The following is a 15,798-nucleotide window of genomic DNA, read 5'->3' as shown; positions in this document are numbered from 1 at the left end:
TCGGAGCCGACGGGGCAGCGGGGAGGAGGGACGCTCAGCGGCCGGTGAGGCTCCAGGCGTCCTGCCCGTCCTCATCATCCTCGTCGTAATAGTCGGTGGCCGGCTCGGACCCGTCATCGGCCAGCGGGTCGGTCGCGTACCGATTCTCGCTCTGCGCGGGTGCGGAGTCGTCCTCGCCCACGGGAGCGCCGGGGGGCGGGTCCGCTTCGAGGTCGACGGAGTGGTCGTCGCTGTAGGGCTCGTCCGCCTCGGAGCTCGGGACCTCCTCGCCGCGGATCCGCGCGATGGCAGTGCCGAGCTCGTCGGGATGGATCATCACGTCGCGGGCCTTGGATCCCTCGGAGGGGCCGACGATCTCGCGCGACTCGAGCAGGTCCATGAGGCGGCCGGCCTTGGCGAACCCCACGCGCAGCTTGCGCTGCAGCATCGAGGTGGAGCCGAACTGCGTGGTCACCACGAGCTCGGTCGCCTGCAGCAGCACGTCGAGGTCATCGCCGATGTCATCGTCGATCTGCTTCTTGACGGCGACGACCTGGACGTCCTCGCGGTAGTTGGGCTTCATCTGGGTCTTGACATGGTCGACGACCTTGTGGATCTCCGACTCGTTGACCCAGGCGCCCTGCACGCGCATCGGCTTGGCCTTGCCCATCGGGTGGAACAGGGCGTCGCCCTGACCGATCAGCTTCTCCGCGCCGACGGAGTCGAGGATGACCCGCGAGTCCTGCAGCGAGGAGGTGGAGAAGGCGAGCCGGCTGGGAACGTTGGCCTTGATGATGCCGGTGACCACGTCGACCGAGGGTCGCTGCGTGGCCAGGATCAGGTGGATCCCGGCCGCTCGCGCCAGCTGGGTGATGCGCTGGATGGACGCCTCCACGTCCCTCGGCGCCACCATCATGAGATCCGCGAGCTCGTCGACCACGACCAGCAGGTACGGGTACGGGGCCAGGCGGCGCTCGCTGCCGGGGGGCAGGGTGACGTCGCCTGCACGCACCGCCTTGTTGAAGTCGTCGACATGCTTGTACCCGAAGGCGGCGAGGTCGTCGTAGCGGGCGTCCATCTCCTTGACCACCCATTCGAGGGCTTCGGCGGCCTTCTTCGGGTTGGTGATGATCGGGGTGATCAGGTGCGGGATGCCCTCATAGATGGAGAGCTCGACGCGCTTGGGGTCGACCAGCACCATGCGCACCTCCTCGGGGGTCGCGCGCATGAGGATCGACGTGATCATCGAGTTCACGAAGACCGACTTGCCGGCACCGGTGGCACCTGCCACCAGCAGGTGCGGCATCTTGGCGAGGTTCGCGATGACGTAACCGCCCTCGACGTCCTTGCCCACGCCCATGACCAGCGGATGCTCGTTCCGGCGTGCGACCGAGCTGCGCAGCACGTCACCGAGGACGACGGTCTCGCGGTCGGTGTTGGGAATCTCGATGCCGATGGCCTTCTTGCCGGGGATCGGCGAGAGGATGCGCACGTCGGAGCTGGCCACTGCGTAGGAGATGTTCTTGTCCAGGGCCGTGACCTTCTCGACCTTGGTGCCGGGGGCGAGCTCGACCTCGTAGCGCGTGACCGTCGGCCCGCGGGAGAAGTCGACCACCTTGGCGTTGACGTTGAACTGCTCGAAGACCTCCTCGAGCGCAGCGACCACCTGGTCGTTGGCCTCGGAACGCGTCTTGTGCGGCGCGCCCTCCAGGAGGAAGGACGATTCCGGCAGCGTGTACACGACGTCGCCGGCCAGCTCGAGCTGCTCCCCAGCACGGGGCAGGTCGCCCATGGGGGGCTGCACCAGCTCCGGCTTCTGAGCTTCCGGAGCCTTGGTCGGCGCTGGCTTGGTGGCCGCAGGCTTGGTCGCGCCGGCACTCTTGGCGGCCGCGGCGGTTGGCATCTCGGTGGTGGCATCGGGAGTCTGCTTCCCGCCCTTGCCGGGGAACGTCTTGGCGCGGTGGTTCTCCCCCTCCACCACGTCGAAGACCTCGGTCGAGTCGGCCGGCGCACCGCGTCGCGGGCCGGACGTGCGGCCCTTCTTCTTCGCCGCCGCGGCAGCGGCTTCCTCGCTGACGCCCTGCTGGAACGCCTCGTCCCCCGCGTAGCCGAAGCTCTCGTGATCCCGCTCAGCGGCGGCCGCCTCGGCCTTCTCCTTGCGGCTGCGGCGTCGCGTACGCCCGGAGGGCTGCGCCTGCGTGGCCTGCTCGTGGAGCTCGGGGCCCCCGCGACGCGGGCGCAGGCCGACGGCCACCCGCTCGGCGTCCTCGTCCTCGCTGTTGCCGACCATGACGTCGTAGACGCCGCGCACGCGCGCCGGGATCGATTCGACCGGCGTCGCCGTGAGCACGAGGATCCCGAAGGCGATGAGCACGGAATGGATGACGATGACCGCGACCGGCGGCAGCAGCGCTTCGAGCGGCGCGGCAGCGAGGTACCCGAGCACCCCTCCCCCACGAGCCAGGTTGTCGATGCCGTCGGCCGGCGCCGGCAGGCGCGCGGAGACGGAGGCGATCGCCGAGAGGGCGGTGAGCAGGAGCGCGATACCGATCGCGATGCGACTGTTCGCGCGCACCTGATCCGGGCGGCGGAACATGCGCAGCGCCCATCCTGCTGCGAGCAGGGGGATCACCATGGAGGAGATGCCGAAAGTACCCGCGACCACCGTATGCACGGCACCGAACACGGGGCCGGAGGACTGCCACCACTCGACGACGGCCACCAGGGCGGCGATCAGCAGGAGGAACAGCGCGTAGCCGTCGCGCCGCTGCTCGGCGGAGACCTCCCAGCGCGCAACGCCGATGGAGCGGACGAAGCCGCCGACCATGCGCGCGAGCGCGAGATAGCCGGAGCGCACTGCGCGCACCGGCAGAGGAAGCGTCGAGGGGTCATGCGTCGCGGAACCGGTGGTGCGGGAACTACCTGCAGCCGAGCTCCGGGACGAGCCTTTCGACGCACGTGCGGGGGAAGACGTACGTGTCGCCATAAGAGACAGGGTACCGCCCACCCCTCTCCCGCTCCGGGAGGTGAGGCGCGCGGCCTCGTCGCACCGGACGCATCTCACGCCCTCCGTCGCACAGGGCGGCTGGTCGAGGGGGGCAGGCGTCGCTGGGCGGGGAGGCTCGCCGGGCCGGTCAGACCTCGATGACGATCGGGATGATCATGGGTCGACGGCGCAGTCGGGACACGTAGCGGCCGACGACCCGTCGCATGACCTGCTGCAACTGGTGGGTGTCGCGGCGGTCGGTCTGGTCGGCGACGGCCTGCTCGAGGGCCTTGACGATCTCGGGACGGATCTTCTCGAACACGAGGTCGTCCTCGGCCACACCGCGGGCGTGGATCTCGGGACCGGCGATGAGGGCGCCGGTCTCGGAGTTGACGACGGCGAACAGCGAGATGAACCCTTCGTCGCCGAGGATGCGGCGGTCCTTGAGATCGGCCTCGGAGATCTCCCCGACGCTGGAACCATCGACGTACACGTAGCCGTTGGGGATCTCGCCGACGACGGTCGCGACGCCGTCCCTGAGGTCGACGACGTGACCGTCCTTGGCGAGGATGACCCGCTCGGCGGGAACGCCGGTGGATTCGGCCACCTTGCCGTTGGCGATGAGGTGGCGTACCTCCCCGTGGATCGGCATGACGTTCTTGGGCTGCACGATGTTGTAGCAGTACAGCAGTTCGCCGGCACTCGCGTGACCCGAGGTGTGGACCTTCGCGTTGCCCTTGTGGACGACCTCGGCGCCGAGCGCCATCAGGCCGTTGACCACGCGGAACACCGCGTTCTCGTTGCCCGGGATGAGGGAGGACGCGAGGATCACGACATCGCCGGGACCCACGCTGACGCGATGGTCGCGGTTGGCGATCCGGCTCAGCGCGGCCATCGGTTCGCCCTGGCTTCCGGTGCACATGAGCACGACCTGCTCATCGGGCAGGGTGTCGATCTTCTTCACGTCGATGACGGTGCCGTCGGGGATGTCGAGATAGCCCATCTCCGAGGCGATGCCCATGTTGCGCACCATCGACCGGCCGACGAAGGCGACCTTGCGACCGTGTGCGGCGGCGGAGTCGAGCACCTGCTGGACGCGATGGACGTGGCTCGAGAACGAGGCGATGACGATCTTCTGCGTCGCGCGGGCGAAGATCGCATCGAGCGTCGGCCCGATCTCCTGCTCGCCGACGGTGAAGCCGGGGACCTCGGCATTGGTGGAGTCCGTCATGAACAGATCCACGCCGGCCTCGCCGAGTCGGGCGAAAGCGCGCAGATCGGTGATGCGGCCGTCCAGGGGCAGCTGGTCCATCTTGAAGTCGCCGGTGTGCAGCACGGTGCCGGCCGGGGTCGACACATGGACCGCGAGGGCATCAGGGATGGAGTGGTTCACGGCCACGAATTCACAGTCGAACAGGCCGAAGCTCTCCTGCTGCCCCTCCTTCACCGCGTAGGTGTAGGGCTTGATCCGGTGCTCCTTGAGTTTCGCCTCGATGAAGGCGAGCGTCAGCTGGCTGCCTACCAGGGGAATATCAGGCTTCATACGCAGCAGATACGGCACCGCACCGATGTGGTCCTCATGACCGTGGGTCAGCACGATCGCGGCGATGTCCTCGAGCCGGTCACGGATCAGGTCGAAGTCCGGCAGGATCAGGTCCACACCGGGCTGAGCGTCCTCGGGGAAGAGCACCCCGCAGTCGACGATCAGCAGACGCCCCTCGAATTCGAGGACGGTCATGTTGCGGCCCACGTCGCCGAGGCCACCCAGCGGGGTGACCCGAAGCGTGCCCTGGCGCAGCTTCGGCGGCTGGTTCAAGCGATGGGCGTACGGGCTCGTCACCGGGGACTCCGCGTCGCATCACGTGGGGGAACACCGTCGATCGCGTCCAGCGCCGCGCCGAGCGCACGCAGCTGATCCGCGTCAGCAGCGAGGTGGGGCCCGCGCACGACAGCGTGGGGCAGCACTCCCTGCAGGGCGAGAGCGGCCTTGGCAGCGACGGCTCCGGGCATGCGATGCAAGGTGGCCTCGATCAGCGGGGCGAGGCGGTTGTGGGCGTCCCGCGCGGTGGCGAGATCGGACCGGTCCATGGCCTCGAGCATCACCTTCTCGAGATCGCCGGCAACCTGGCCCACGACGGACACGATGCCGGCGGCGCCAATGGAGAGCCACGCGAGGTTGAGGGCGTCCTCACCCGAGTAGTACGCCAGACCGGTCTCCGCCATCACCAAAGTCGCCTGCTGCAGGTCCGACTTGGCGTCCTTGACCGCGAGGATCTGCGGGTGCTCGCCGAGCCGCAGCAGCGTCTCGTAGGAGAGCGGGATCCCGGCGCGCCCGGGGATGTCGTAGAGCATCACGGGAAGATCCGTGGCCTCGGTCACCGCGGTGGTGTGCGCGATGACCCCGGCCTGACTCGGCTTGGAGTAGTACGGGGTGACGACCAGCAGGCCGTCGAGGCCGAGCTCCGCATGGGCACGTGCGAGCTCGATCGAATGCGCCGTGTCATAGGTGCCGACGCCCGCGAGGAGCTTCACCTCGGGCCCGACGGCCTCACGCACGGCGCGGGCGAGATCGAGCTTCTCCACATCGGTGAGTGTGGGGGCCTCGCCCGTGGTGCCGGAGACGACGATGAGGTCGTTTCCGTGCTCGCAGATGTGCACCGCCAGCTTCTGGGCGGCCTCGAAATCGACCTGACGGCCGTCCTCGGTGAGCGGGGTGACCATTGCGGTCCCCACCGCGCCGAACGGCCGCACGGGGCGCGAGTCGGTGCTGGTCATGGTCTCCTCCTGGAAACGTTCTGGTCATCGGAGCCTAGTCCAGCTCCAGGACCGTTCAGCGGTGTGACGCGGTACCGAGATCGACCAGAATCGCGAGCGGGGTGCGCTGGCGGCCCTGACCGAGGGGGTTGTCGGCGAACGTCGCCTCGAGGCGCTCGTCCGGGGTGGCCACGTCCGAGCCCAGCACGTTGCGGCCGATGTCATTGGCATCCATGACCACGGTGCCCACGAAGCTGTCGCGCAGGGCGGCAGGGATGTCAGCGCCGCGGATCGCCGCGGAGATGGTCGCCGAGACGGCGTCCGGATCCTTCGGAGGCAGCTTTGCGGAGACGTTCGACGGGAATGCGGAGTACGGGGTGGGGCCGTCGATGGCTCGCACGTTGGCGCCGACGACCTCGTAGAACAGTCCGCGCTTGCCGACCACCTTGCCGGCCGCGCCCGCGGCCGAGGCAGCCACGACACGAGGCAGGCCGACCTCACGGATGGCGAGCTCCATGGTGGTGGGGTCGCCGAGCCCGATCCCGGCCGGGGTGCGGGTCACGAAGCGGCTGAGCACCTTCGCGGAGGTGCGGGGCTTGATCTCCCAGGTGAACCAGGAGCGGCCCTGCATGATCGCGATGATCTTCTCGCTGATCACGAAGTACCAGGGAGAGCCCTCCGGGACGACGTCCGCGGGCAGCGACGCGGCGAAGCGCTCGGCCCGCTCGCGCACCAGGGACTCGAGATCATCACCGCGCGCGACGAGCTCGGTCTGCAGGGGCAGCCGGCGCCAGCTGTGGGCGTCGGACTCCGACACCAGGTCGAGCTGCTTATCGGGATTGGCGACGTAGTCGCTCTTGGGCTCTTCGTCCTCGGGCTCGGGGACCGGTGCAGGAGCAGCTGCGGCCAGCGCTTCCTGCTCGTCGGCAGCGGCCTGGTCGCCCAGAGCGCGCGAGGAGCCCTCGGTGTCGTCGAAGAAGGTGCGCATCCACAGCTCGACGTTCAGCAGGCGCCAGAACATCATGGTGCCGTGGTTGCCGGGGTTGGCGATGTAGTCCTCGAACAGCGCGATCACGCTGGGGGCGTCGAAGTAGGGCCGGCTCGCGAAGGACTCGGAGGTGAAGATCTCCTGCAGCTCCGGGGCGATGGTGCGGAACCACTCCCCCTCCGGGGTGGTGAAACCGATCTTGTTGCGGCGCTTGGAGATCATGTCCGGCAGGATGCCGTCCATGGACTCGCGCAGGATCCGCTTGTTCCAGCCGTCGTGGATGATCGCGGATTCGTCGAGAGAGAACAGGAACTTCAGCAGCTCCTTGTCCACGAAGGGCACGCGGCCCTCGATGCTGAAGCGCATCGTGTTCTTGTCCTCGTAGCGCAGCAGCGAGGGCAGGGAGGAGCGGAAGGTGTCCTCGAGCAGGCGCTCCTTGATGTCGTCCTGGACCGAGGTGACCTTTTCGGAGCTGTGCTCGGCCACGAAGCCGGAGTTCAGCAGGGCCTCGATCGGCACCGAGGTGCGCCCGGAGTACTTGGTCCGTGCGAGCTTGCGCAGAATGTCGCGCGAGCCGATGACCTCGCTGGCGAGTTCCTTGAACCGCTTCTGGCGGCGCAGCTGGCGCAGGTAGACGTAGAAGTACGGGTTGTACCCGGCCATCATCTCGTCGGCGCCCTGGCCGTCCAGCAGTACGGTCACGTGCTGGCTGGCTTCGCGCATCACCGCGTACTGGGCGTACGGGCCGGTGGAGATGATCGGCTCTTCCTGGGTGCGCACGAAATCGCGCAGGTCCTCGAGGAAGGCGTCGGGCTGGGGGTGGATCTTGTGTGCGGTGATCTGACCCGCGTTGTCCTCGAGCAGCTTGTCGACGTAGGCCTCTTCGTCGTTCGCAGAGTTCGGGAAGACGGCCGAGAAGGTGTTCTGTCGGCTGCCGACGGCGCTGAAGCTCTCGTCCTGGGGCTGCTCGCGCAGATGACGAGCGATCACGGCGGCCACCGCGGAGGAGTCCAGGCCACCGGAGAGCGAGGTGCCCACGGGCACCTCCGACTGCAGGCGCAGCCGCACCGATTCGTGGAAACGCTCCCGGTACTCGTCGACGACGGCTTCGCTGTACGGGCGGCTGGGGCGCGCAGCGATCTCGCGCAGCTCCTCCTGCAAGCGGGTGAAGGAGGTGACCTCGGTGCCGTCGGGCCCGATCTCGAGGACCTGGCCAGCCATCAGCCGGCGCACGCCGTGGAAGAAGGTCTGCGAGTCGTCGTCCTGGACCCGGAACTTCAAGTAGCGGTAGACGGCGCGATCGTCCGGCGCGGCCTCGAACTGACCGGCGGCGAGCAACGCGCGGATCTCGGAGCCGAAGAGCACCTTGGGGGCGCCCGCCGCACGGTCCTGGGCGTCATCGACCCAGTAGTACAGCGGCTTGATGCCGAAGTGGTCGCGCGCGATGGTGACCGTATCGGTCTGCGCATCGTGGATCGCGAAGGCGAACATGCCGTTGAAGCGGTCGTAGGCGGCGGTGCCCCACTCGGCGTGCGCCTCGAGCAGCACTTCGGTGTCCGACTCGGTGCGGAAGGTGTGGCCGAGCTCCTGGAGCTCCGCGCGCAGGTCCAGGTAGTTGTAGGTCTCACCGTTGTAGACGATCGTGTAGCGACCGTCCTGGGTGGTCATCGGCTGGGCGCCGCCGGCGATGTCGATGATGGACAGGCGACGATGGGCCAGACCGGCCTGACCGGCGACGAAGATCCCTTCGCCGTCCGGGCCGCGGTGGGCCAGGGCGCTGTTCATCCGCCGGGCGATGCCCTCGGTGTCGGCGCCGAATCCGTAGCTGCCGGAGATTCCGCACATGGGACGAGTCCTTTCGAGGGGGACGGCTCCGATCCGCGGTTCGGTCGCAGCGGGCCGACACGGGCACCGGAGAATCGTCAGGTGTCCGCGGGCGCCCGGGCGTGCCGGGATCGGCCGCCCGAGCTTATCAACGCCGTCGCCGCCGCACGGGCAGGCGCGGCGTGACGTTCAGCTACCGCGTCGCGCCAGCACCAGGTCCTCGCCTTCGACCCGGATCTCCAGGTCATCCAGCGACGTCACCAGGGCGTCCGCGAGGGGCGCCAGCTCGGAGGCCGGCGTGGTGCTGGTCACGGCGACGGTGCGAGCGCCGGCGTCGATCCCCGACCGCAGCCCCCCGACGGAATCCTCGATCACGACGCTCCGGGCTGGGGCGACTCCGAGTCGCTGCGCCCCGAGCAGGTACGGCGCCGGATCCGGCTTGCCTCGTGCGACCTGGTCGGCGGTGACCATCTGTGCGGGGACGGGCAGCCCGGTGGTGGCCCAGCGGGCCTCGAACAGCGGCGCGGTGCAGGAGGTGACGATCGTCCAGGTGGCCCTGCCCAGCTGCTGAGCGGCCTCGTCGAGCTCGCGCAGGAGGCGCTCGGTGCCCGGCAGAGTCACGATCGAGCTGACATCGGCGATCTCGAGGGCTTCGACCCGGGCATGCGCCGTCGCGAGCTCTTCCTCGCTCAGCTCGGGCAGCAGCTCGGTGAGCACCTGTCGGGCCGGCTTGCCGTGCTGGGCATGACCGAACTCGAGGTCGGTGCCGAGCTCGCGCAGCAGTGTGTTCCAGGCCCGCTCGACCGCCGGGCCGGAGTCGATCAGGGTGCCGTCCATGTCGAGCAGGAGCACCTGGGTGCGAAGCGGGAGTGCTTCCGTGGGCACGAGCGTGCCGGGAGTGTCCGAGGAGGCCGTCATAGTCTTACGCTCTCACATCCACGAACGGACGCGAACGCGACATCCACCCAGGTGACCGTACAGTGAACACCATCATGACGACTGCTCCGCCGGCCGCCGATCAGGGCGGGCGTGGTTCCCCCGGCCGCCTGCGCACCGTGCGTCGCACTGGATTCTCGATCGGGCTCGCCACCGGCCTGTACGGCATCTCCTTCGGGGCCCTCGCGACGGCCTCCGGACTCCATGTGTGGCAGGCGATGGTGCTGTCCGCCGTGATGTTCACCGGTGGCAGCCAATTCGCCTTCATCGGGGTGGTCGGCGGGGGTGGCTCCGCCCTGGGGGCGGCCCTGGCCTCCGTGCTGCTGGGTCTTCGCAACACGCTGTACGGGCTCATCCTGGCCCCGTCCCTCCCCCACCGCGGCGTGAAGGGCATCCTGCGGGCCCACCTCACGATCGACGAGTCCGCCGCGCTCGCGGCCTCCGGGACGGATACGGCCGAGAAGCGCACCGGCTTCTGGGCCGCCGGCCTGTGGGTCTTCGTCTTCTGGAACCTGTTCTCCCTGGTCGGCGCGCTCGCCGGACAGTACGTGGCCGATCCGCGCGCCTGGGGACTCGATGCCGCGGCCGCCGCGGCCTTCCTCGCGCTGCTGTGGCCGCGTCTGCGCTCCGGTGACGCCGTGGTCATCGCGGTGGCCGCCGCCTTCATCGCCCTGTTGACCACGCCCGTGCTGCCGCCAGGGCTGCCGGTGCTGGCAGCCGCTCTGGTCGCGGTGGTGGCCGGGCTGCTGCCCTCGCGTCATCACCCGGTCCCCGCCGCGAGCAGTCGTGATGGTGAGGGCGCGACGACTGCCCGGAACCCGGAGCAGGAGGGCGAACGATGAGCATGCTGTGGATTGCCGTGATCGCCGCCTCGGTGCTGTCCTTCGGGCAGAAGTGGTTGGGCTACCAGGCCCCGCCCGACATCCTGGAGCGTCCGCGGATCGCACGGGTCACGACCCTGCTGCCGATCGCGCTGCTGGGCGCCCTGGTGGCCACGCAGACCGCCGCCAGCGGCGCGGAGATCGTGCTCGATGCACGGCTGGCTGCGGTCGGCGTCGGCGCCGTGCTGCTGCTCCTGCGTGCCCCGTTCCTGGTGGTCGTGATCGCCGCCGCCGTCACAGCCGCCGGATTGCGCGCTCTCGGCTGGGGCTGAGCCCCTCCCGTGATCAGGCCCCTGGACCCCGGCCGTCCACGAAGGACCGTGCTCCGTCGCGGCGTGCGTCGATGGCACGGCGGGTGGCCATGCGCGCCCCCTTGCGATCCCGCAGAGCGTCGTAGGCCAGAGCAAGGCGGAACCAGGCGCGCCAGTCGTCCTCACCGTCCTCGCCCTCCTCACCCTCCTGCCGGATCGCGGCGCGTGCGGCCTCGAACTCGGCGGGCGGGTCGTCGGCCACCGCGTCGGCAGGGGGTGCGTACCGGCGCGCGAGGTCACCGGCGGCGACCCCGAAGAGCACTTCGCGCCAGATCACCCAGACGGTCAGGCCGAGCAGGATGACAACGCCGAGGGCGAGGCCGTATCCCAGGGCGCTGCCTGCACGGACGAAGCCCCACGCGATCCAGCCGAGGCCCCAGCAGTACGCCGCAGTGATCAGCACCAGCGCGACGACGAAGATCTTCTGACGCATCCGTTCGCCTCAGTCCAGCTCGAGGTAGCCGTCCAGGCCCACCGTGAGGCCCGGGTGCTCGGCCACCTGGCGCACGCCCAGCAGCACACCGGGCATGAAGCCGGCGCGATCGAAGGAGTCGTGGCGGATCTGGAACTGCTCGCCCGGGCCGCCGAACTGGACGACTTCGTGCGCGACCAGGCCCCGCTGGCGCACGGCGTGCACGTGGATCCCGTCGACGACGGCGCCCCGGGCGCCGTCAGGATCCTTCTCGGTGGCGTCGGGCACCGGGCCGAGCCCGGCTGCGGCTCGGCCCCGGGCGATGGCGGCGGCGGTATGGCGCGCGGTGCCGGAGGGGGCATCGAGCTTGTCCGGGTGGTGCATCTCGATGATCTCGGCGCTCTCGAAGTGGCGGGCGGCGATCTCGGCGAAGCGCATGGCCAGCACTGCTCCGATCGCGAAGTTCGGGGCGATGAGCACGCCCACCCCGTCGGCTCCGGCGAGCTGTGAGCGCAGGCCCTCGAGCGACTGGGCCGTCCATCCCGTGGTGCCGACCACGGCGTGGATGCCGTGCTCGACCAGCCACTGCACGTTCTGGCCGGTCACGGCTGGAACGGTGAGGTCGATCGCGACCCGGGCCCGCTCCTGCACGATCACCGAGAGGTCGTCGTCGCGGCCGAGGCGAGCGACCAGCTCGAGGTCCGAGGCTTCCTCGACGGCGCGGCAGGCCTCGGAGCCCATGCGGCCTCCGGCGCCGATCACGGCGACACGCAGGGGTGCCTGTGCGGAATGGGTCATGGAGTGCTCCTCGATCGTCAGGGGTTCAGGGTTCAGAGCAATGAAAGACGTGCTGTCGTGCTGGCCCATGGCTCGGTCAGGACTCCGGTCCGACCTCGACCCGAGTGCTGAAGGAGCCGGCCAGGCGCCCGGCGAGCTCGCGAACGGCCGCGACGTCGACCCGGCCGATCCGCTCCAGGGTCTCATCGACGCTCGTGTACCTGCCGTGGACCAGTTCCAGGGTGCCGAGGCGACCCATCCTGCTGCTGGTGTCCTCGAGGCCCAGCGCGAAGGATCCGGTGATCTGGCCCTTCGCGCGGGACAGCTCCTCCTCGTCGATGCCGCCAGTACCCATCCGGGCGAGCTCCGCCGCGAGCAGTTCGACCACCTGTGCGGTACGACCGGGGCGGCAGGCGGCGTACATCCCGAACAGGCCGGCATCGCGGTACCCCCCGCTGAAGGAGTACACCGAGTACGCGAGCCCGCGCTGCTCGCGGATGTTCTGGAACAGTCGCGAGGACATGCCGCCGCCGAGGACGGACATGAGCACCGAGAGGGTGTGGCGGTCCTCGCTGAGAGCGGAGATGCCCGGCCCGCCGAGATAGATGTGGTTCTGCTCGGCGGGACGGATGAGCCGGTGCGGCGTGATCGTCGCGACGTCCTGGAACGACATCTTCGTCGTGTCATCCAGGAGATGCTCGGACCGGGGCCGACGGGTGGGCACCGCGCCTGCCTCCAGCGTCCAGCCGCCACGACGCAGTCCGGTCTGCAGCAGGCCCGCGAGCTCGTCATGGTCCACGTCGCCGACGGCGGTGACCACGAGGTTGTCGGGACGGTAGTGCTCGGTCCAGTGGGCGCGCACATCGTCGATGCTCAGGGCGTTCACGCTCCCGGCGGTGCCGCCGACGGGACGGCCGATCGCGGTATCGGGGCCCAGGACATCGGCGAGGAACGCCTCGTAGCCGACGTCGGTGGGATCGTCCTCCGCCATGGCGAGCTCTTCGAGGATCACCTCCCGTTCGGTGACCAGCGACTCCTGCGTCAGGAGGCTCGCGGTGATCATGTCGGTCAGGACGTCCACCGCCATGGGGACGTCAGCCGATCGAACCCGGCCGTAATACAGGGTGTGCTCCTTGGCGGTGATCGCGTTGGAGTCGCCGCCGACCTCATCGAAGGCGGTCGCGATGTCCATCGCCGAGCGCCTGCGGGTGCCCTTGAACAGCAGATGCTCGAGCGCGTGCGTGGACCCGGCGTGCCGGAGCTGCTCGTCGCGCGAGCCCACCGGCAGCCACAGCCCGATGGTCACGCTGCGCACGCTGCGGTCGGTCTGGGTCAGCAGGCGCACCCCGCCGGGCAGGATGCTGCGGCGCACGCCGGTGGCGGCGTCGAGCATGACGTCGGAGGTGGGGTCGTCGAAAGCAAGGTCAGAAGGCATCGACCGATTGTTCCACGACCGGATGGCGGTCGTCCGGGGTCACTCTCGGACCGTGTCGCGGAACACGGACCCGCGCGCCGGTCCCCCGGGGATCGGGCCGACATGCGATGAGGGCGGCACCCCGTCTCCGGGATGCCGCCCTCATGGCGCTGACGACCTCAGGCCGCCGCGAGGATCACTCTGCTGTGGTCGGCTCCGAGGCGGCGGAGTCGGCGGACTCCTCCTTCTCGTCGTCGATCACGCCGAGGGAGATCTTGCCGCGGGCGTCGATCTCACGGATCTCCACCTCGATCTTCTGACCGACCTTGGCGACGTCCTCGACGTTGTCGACCCGCTTGCCGTCGTTCAGCTTGCGCAGCTGGGTGACGTGGAGCAGGCCGTCCTTGCCCGGCGTGAGCGACACGAAGGCACCGAAGTCGACCACGCGCACGACGGTTCCGAGGTAGCGCTCGCCGATCTCGGGGACCTGCGGGTTGGCGATGGCGTTGACCGCGGAGCGTGCGGCCTCGGCCGAGGGGCCGTCGGTGGCGCCGATGTAGACGGTGCCGTCGTCCTCGATCGTGATGTCCGCGCCCGTGTCGTCCTGGATCTGATTGATCATCTGACCCTTCGGGCCGATGACCGCACCGATCTTGTCGACCGGAACGGTGACCGCGATGACGCGGGGAGCGTGCGGGCTCATCTCGTCCGGGGCGTCGATCGCCTCGTGCAGGACACCGAGGATCGCCAGGCGAGCCTCGTGGGCCTGAGACAGCGCACTGGTCAGCACGGAGGCCGGGAGGCCGTCGAGCTTGGTGTCGAGCTGGATGGCGGTGATGAACTCGCTGGTGCCGGCGACCTTGAAGTCCATGTCGCCGAAGGCATCCTCGGCACCGAGGATGTCGGTGAGCGCCGCGTAGCGGGTCTCTCCGTCCACGGTGTCAGAGATCAGGCCCATGGCGATGCCCGCGACCGGGGCCCGCAGCGGCACGCCGGCGTTCAGCATGGCCAGGGTCGAGGCGCAGACGGACCCCATGGAGGTGGAGCCGTTGGACCCGAGGGCCTCGGAGACCTGACGGATCGCGTAGGGGAACTCCTCGCGGGTCGGCAGGACCGGTACCAGGGCGCGCTCGGCGAGCATACCGTGGCCGATCTCGCGGCGCTTCGGGGAGCCGACGCGACCGGTCTCGCCGGTGGAGTACGGCGGGAAGTTGTAGTGGTGCACGTAGCGCTTGCGCGTGACCGGCCCGAGGGAGTCGATCTGCTGCTCCATCTTGAGCATGTTCAGCGTGGTGACACCCATGATCTGGGTCTCGCCGCGCTGGAACAGCGCCGAGCCGTGCACTCGCGGGAGCACCTCGACCTCGGCGGAGAGCGCACGGATGTCGCGGAGACCGCGGCCATCGATGCGGGTGCCGTCGGTGAGCACCTTCTTGCGCACGACCTGCTTGGTCAGCGCACGGAACGCACCGGTGACCTCCTTGTCGCGGCCCTCGAGCGGCTTGCCCTCGCCGGCGAGCTCCGCGGTGACCTCGGCGAGCAGCTGCTCGGTGCGCTCCTCGCGATCGGTCTTCTCGGCGATCGCCATGACCTCGGCGAGACGGTCGGTGGCGGCGCCGGCGACGATCTCGTAGGCGTCGTCCTGGTGGTCCAGGAACAGCGGGAACTCGCGCACCGGCTTCGCGGCGGTATCGGCCAGCTCCTGCTGGGCGACGCACAGGCTGCGGATGAAGACCTTGGCGGCATCGAGGCCCTCGGCCACGACGGACTCGGTGGGCGCGATCGCGCCCTGCTCCTTGATGAGCGTCCAGGAGTTGTCGGTGGCTTCGGCCTCGACCATCATGATCGCGACATCGCCGTCGATCATCCGGCCGGCGACGACCATGGAGAAAACGGCCTCGTCGAGCTGCGAGAAGGTCGGGAAGGCGACCCACTGGCCGCCCTGCGCGGTCGGCATGAGCGCGATGCGCACGGCGCCGATCGGGCCCGAGAAGGGCAGGCCGGAGATCTGGGTGGACGCGGAGGCGCCGTTGATGCCGACGACGTCGTACGCGTCGTCGGGGCCGTTGGCCAGGACGGTCAGGACGACCTGGACCTCGTGGCGCAGGCCCTTGACGAAGGCCGGGCGCAGCGGGCGGTCGGTGAGGCGGGCGGCGAGGATCGCGTCCGTGCTGGGGCGACCTTCACGGCGGAAGAACGAGCCGGGGATACGGCCCGCGGCGTACATCCGCTCCTCGACGTCGATCGTGAGCGGGAAGAAGTCGAACTGGTCCTTGGGACGGTTCGAGACGGCGGTCGCCGAGAGCACCATCGTGTCGTCGTCGAGGTAGACGGCGACGGCGCCGGCTGCCTGCTGGGCGAGTCGCCCGGTCTCGAAGCGCACTTCACGACGGCCGAACGAGCCGTTGTCGATGACCGCGGTCGTCGCGGTGATTTCAGGGCCTTCCATGGCCATGGGTATCTCCTCTGGTAGGGGGTTGCCCTGCCGGTGCGGTCATCGCCAGTCACTCGCGGTGCACAGGGACGGACATGCTGA

11 protein-coding genes are annotated in these 15,798 nt (G+C 69.4%); 2 read left to right on the top strand and 9 right to left on the bottom strand.

Annotated features, from left to right (window positions below):
- Positions 1-34: 34 nt before the first annotated feature.
- The 5 genes from INT51_RS05545 to INT51_RS05525 form a co-directional block, all read right to left on the bottom strand.
- Entirely contained in the window at positions 35-2,845 is a 2,811-nt protein-coding gene (locus INT51_RS05545; protein ID WP_304502087.1) for a DNA translocase FtsK, read from the bottom strand.
- Positions 2,846-3,113: 268 nt separating this feature from the next.
- Complete coding sequence (locus tag INT51_RS05540; protein WP_193104213.1) at positions 3,114-4,805, bottom strand: ribonuclease J; 1,692 nt, start codon at positions 4,803-4,805, stop codon at positions 3,114-3,116.
- Positions 4,802-5,740 carry a 4-hydroxy-tetrahydrodipicolinate synthase gene (gene dapA / locus INT51_RS05535; protein WP_193104212.1) on the bottom strand — a complete coding sequence of 313 codons (939 nt, stop codon included), beginning with the start codon at positions 5,738-5,740 and terminating at the stop codon, positions 4,802-4,804. The genes INT51_RS05540 and dapA overlap by 4 nt, the downstream gene beginning before the upstream one ends.
- A gap of 55 nt (positions 5,741-5,795) precedes the next feature.
- Positions 5,796-8,552, bottom strand: coding sequence for an asparagine synthase (glutamine-hydrolyzing) (asnB, locus tag INT51_RS05530; RefSeq protein WP_193104211.1), 2,757 nt, complete (start codon positions 8,550-8,552; stop codon positions 5,796-5,798).
- Positions 8,553-8,720: 168 nt separating this feature from the next.
- Positions 8,721-9,449, bottom strand: a complete 729-nt coding sequence (locus INT51_RS05525; protein WP_193104210.1) for an HAD family phosphatase — start codon at positions 9,447-9,449, stop codon at positions 8,721-8,723.
- Positions 9,450-9,523: 74 nt separating this feature from the next.
- Here INT51_RS05525 and INT51_RS05520 point away from each other — a divergent pair, with 74 nt between their 5' ends.
- Entirely contained in the window at positions 9,524-10,309 is a 786-nt protein-coding gene (locus tag INT51_RS05520; RefSeq protein ID WP_193104209.1) for an AzlC family ABC transporter permease, read from the top strand.
- Entirely contained in the window at positions 10,306-10,620 is a 315-nt protein-coding gene (locus INT51_RS05515) for an AzlD domain-containing protein (RefSeq protein ID WP_193104208.1), read from the top strand. Before INT51_RS05520 ends, INT51_RS05515 begins: the two co-directional genes overlap by 4 nt.
- A gap of 13 nt (positions 10,621-10,633) precedes the next feature.
- On the opposite strand, the gene INT51_RS05510 is transcribed toward INT51_RS05515, so the two are convergent.
- The 4 genes from INT51_RS05510 to INT51_RS05495 all read right to left on the bottom strand — a co-directional run bounded on the left by INT51_RS05510 (position 10,634) and on the right by INT51_RS05495 (position 15,711).
- Positions 10,634-11,092, bottom strand: a complete 459-nt coding sequence (locus tag INT51_RS05510; RefSeq protein WP_193104207.1) for a hypothetical protein — start codon at positions 11,090-11,092, stop codon at positions 10,634-10,636.
- 9 nt (positions 11,093-11,101) lie between these two features.
- Positions 11,102-11,869, bottom strand: coding sequence for a 4-hydroxy-tetrahydrodipicolinate reductase (gene dapB / locus INT51_RS05505; RefSeq protein WP_193104206.1), 768 nt, complete (start codon positions 11,867-11,869; stop codon positions 11,102-11,104).
- 76 nt (positions 11,870-11,945) lie between these two features.
- The gene (locus tag INT51_RS05500) at positions 11,946-13,283 is read right to left on the bottom strand and encodes a pitrilysin family protein (protein WP_193104205.1); all 1,338 of its coding nucleotides are present in this window, start codon (positions 13,281-13,283) and stop codon (positions 11,946-11,948) included.
- Between the two features lie 175 nt (positions 13,284-13,458).
- Positions 13,459-15,711, bottom strand: a complete 2,253-nt coding sequence (locus INT51_RS05495; RefSeq protein WP_193104388.1) for a polyribonucleotide nucleotidyltransferase — start codon at positions 15,709-15,711, stop codon at positions 13,459-13,461.
- Positions 15,712-15,798: the final 87 nt, after the last annotated feature.

This window comes from Brachybacterium sp. FME24 (genome assembly GCF_014897705.1).
GTDB lineage: Bacteria > Actinomycetota > Actinomycetes > Actinomycetales > Dermabacteraceae > Brachybacterium.
The sequence above is the reverse complement of the archived record's forward strand: the minus strand, read 5'-3'. Positions and strand labels throughout refer to the sequence as shown.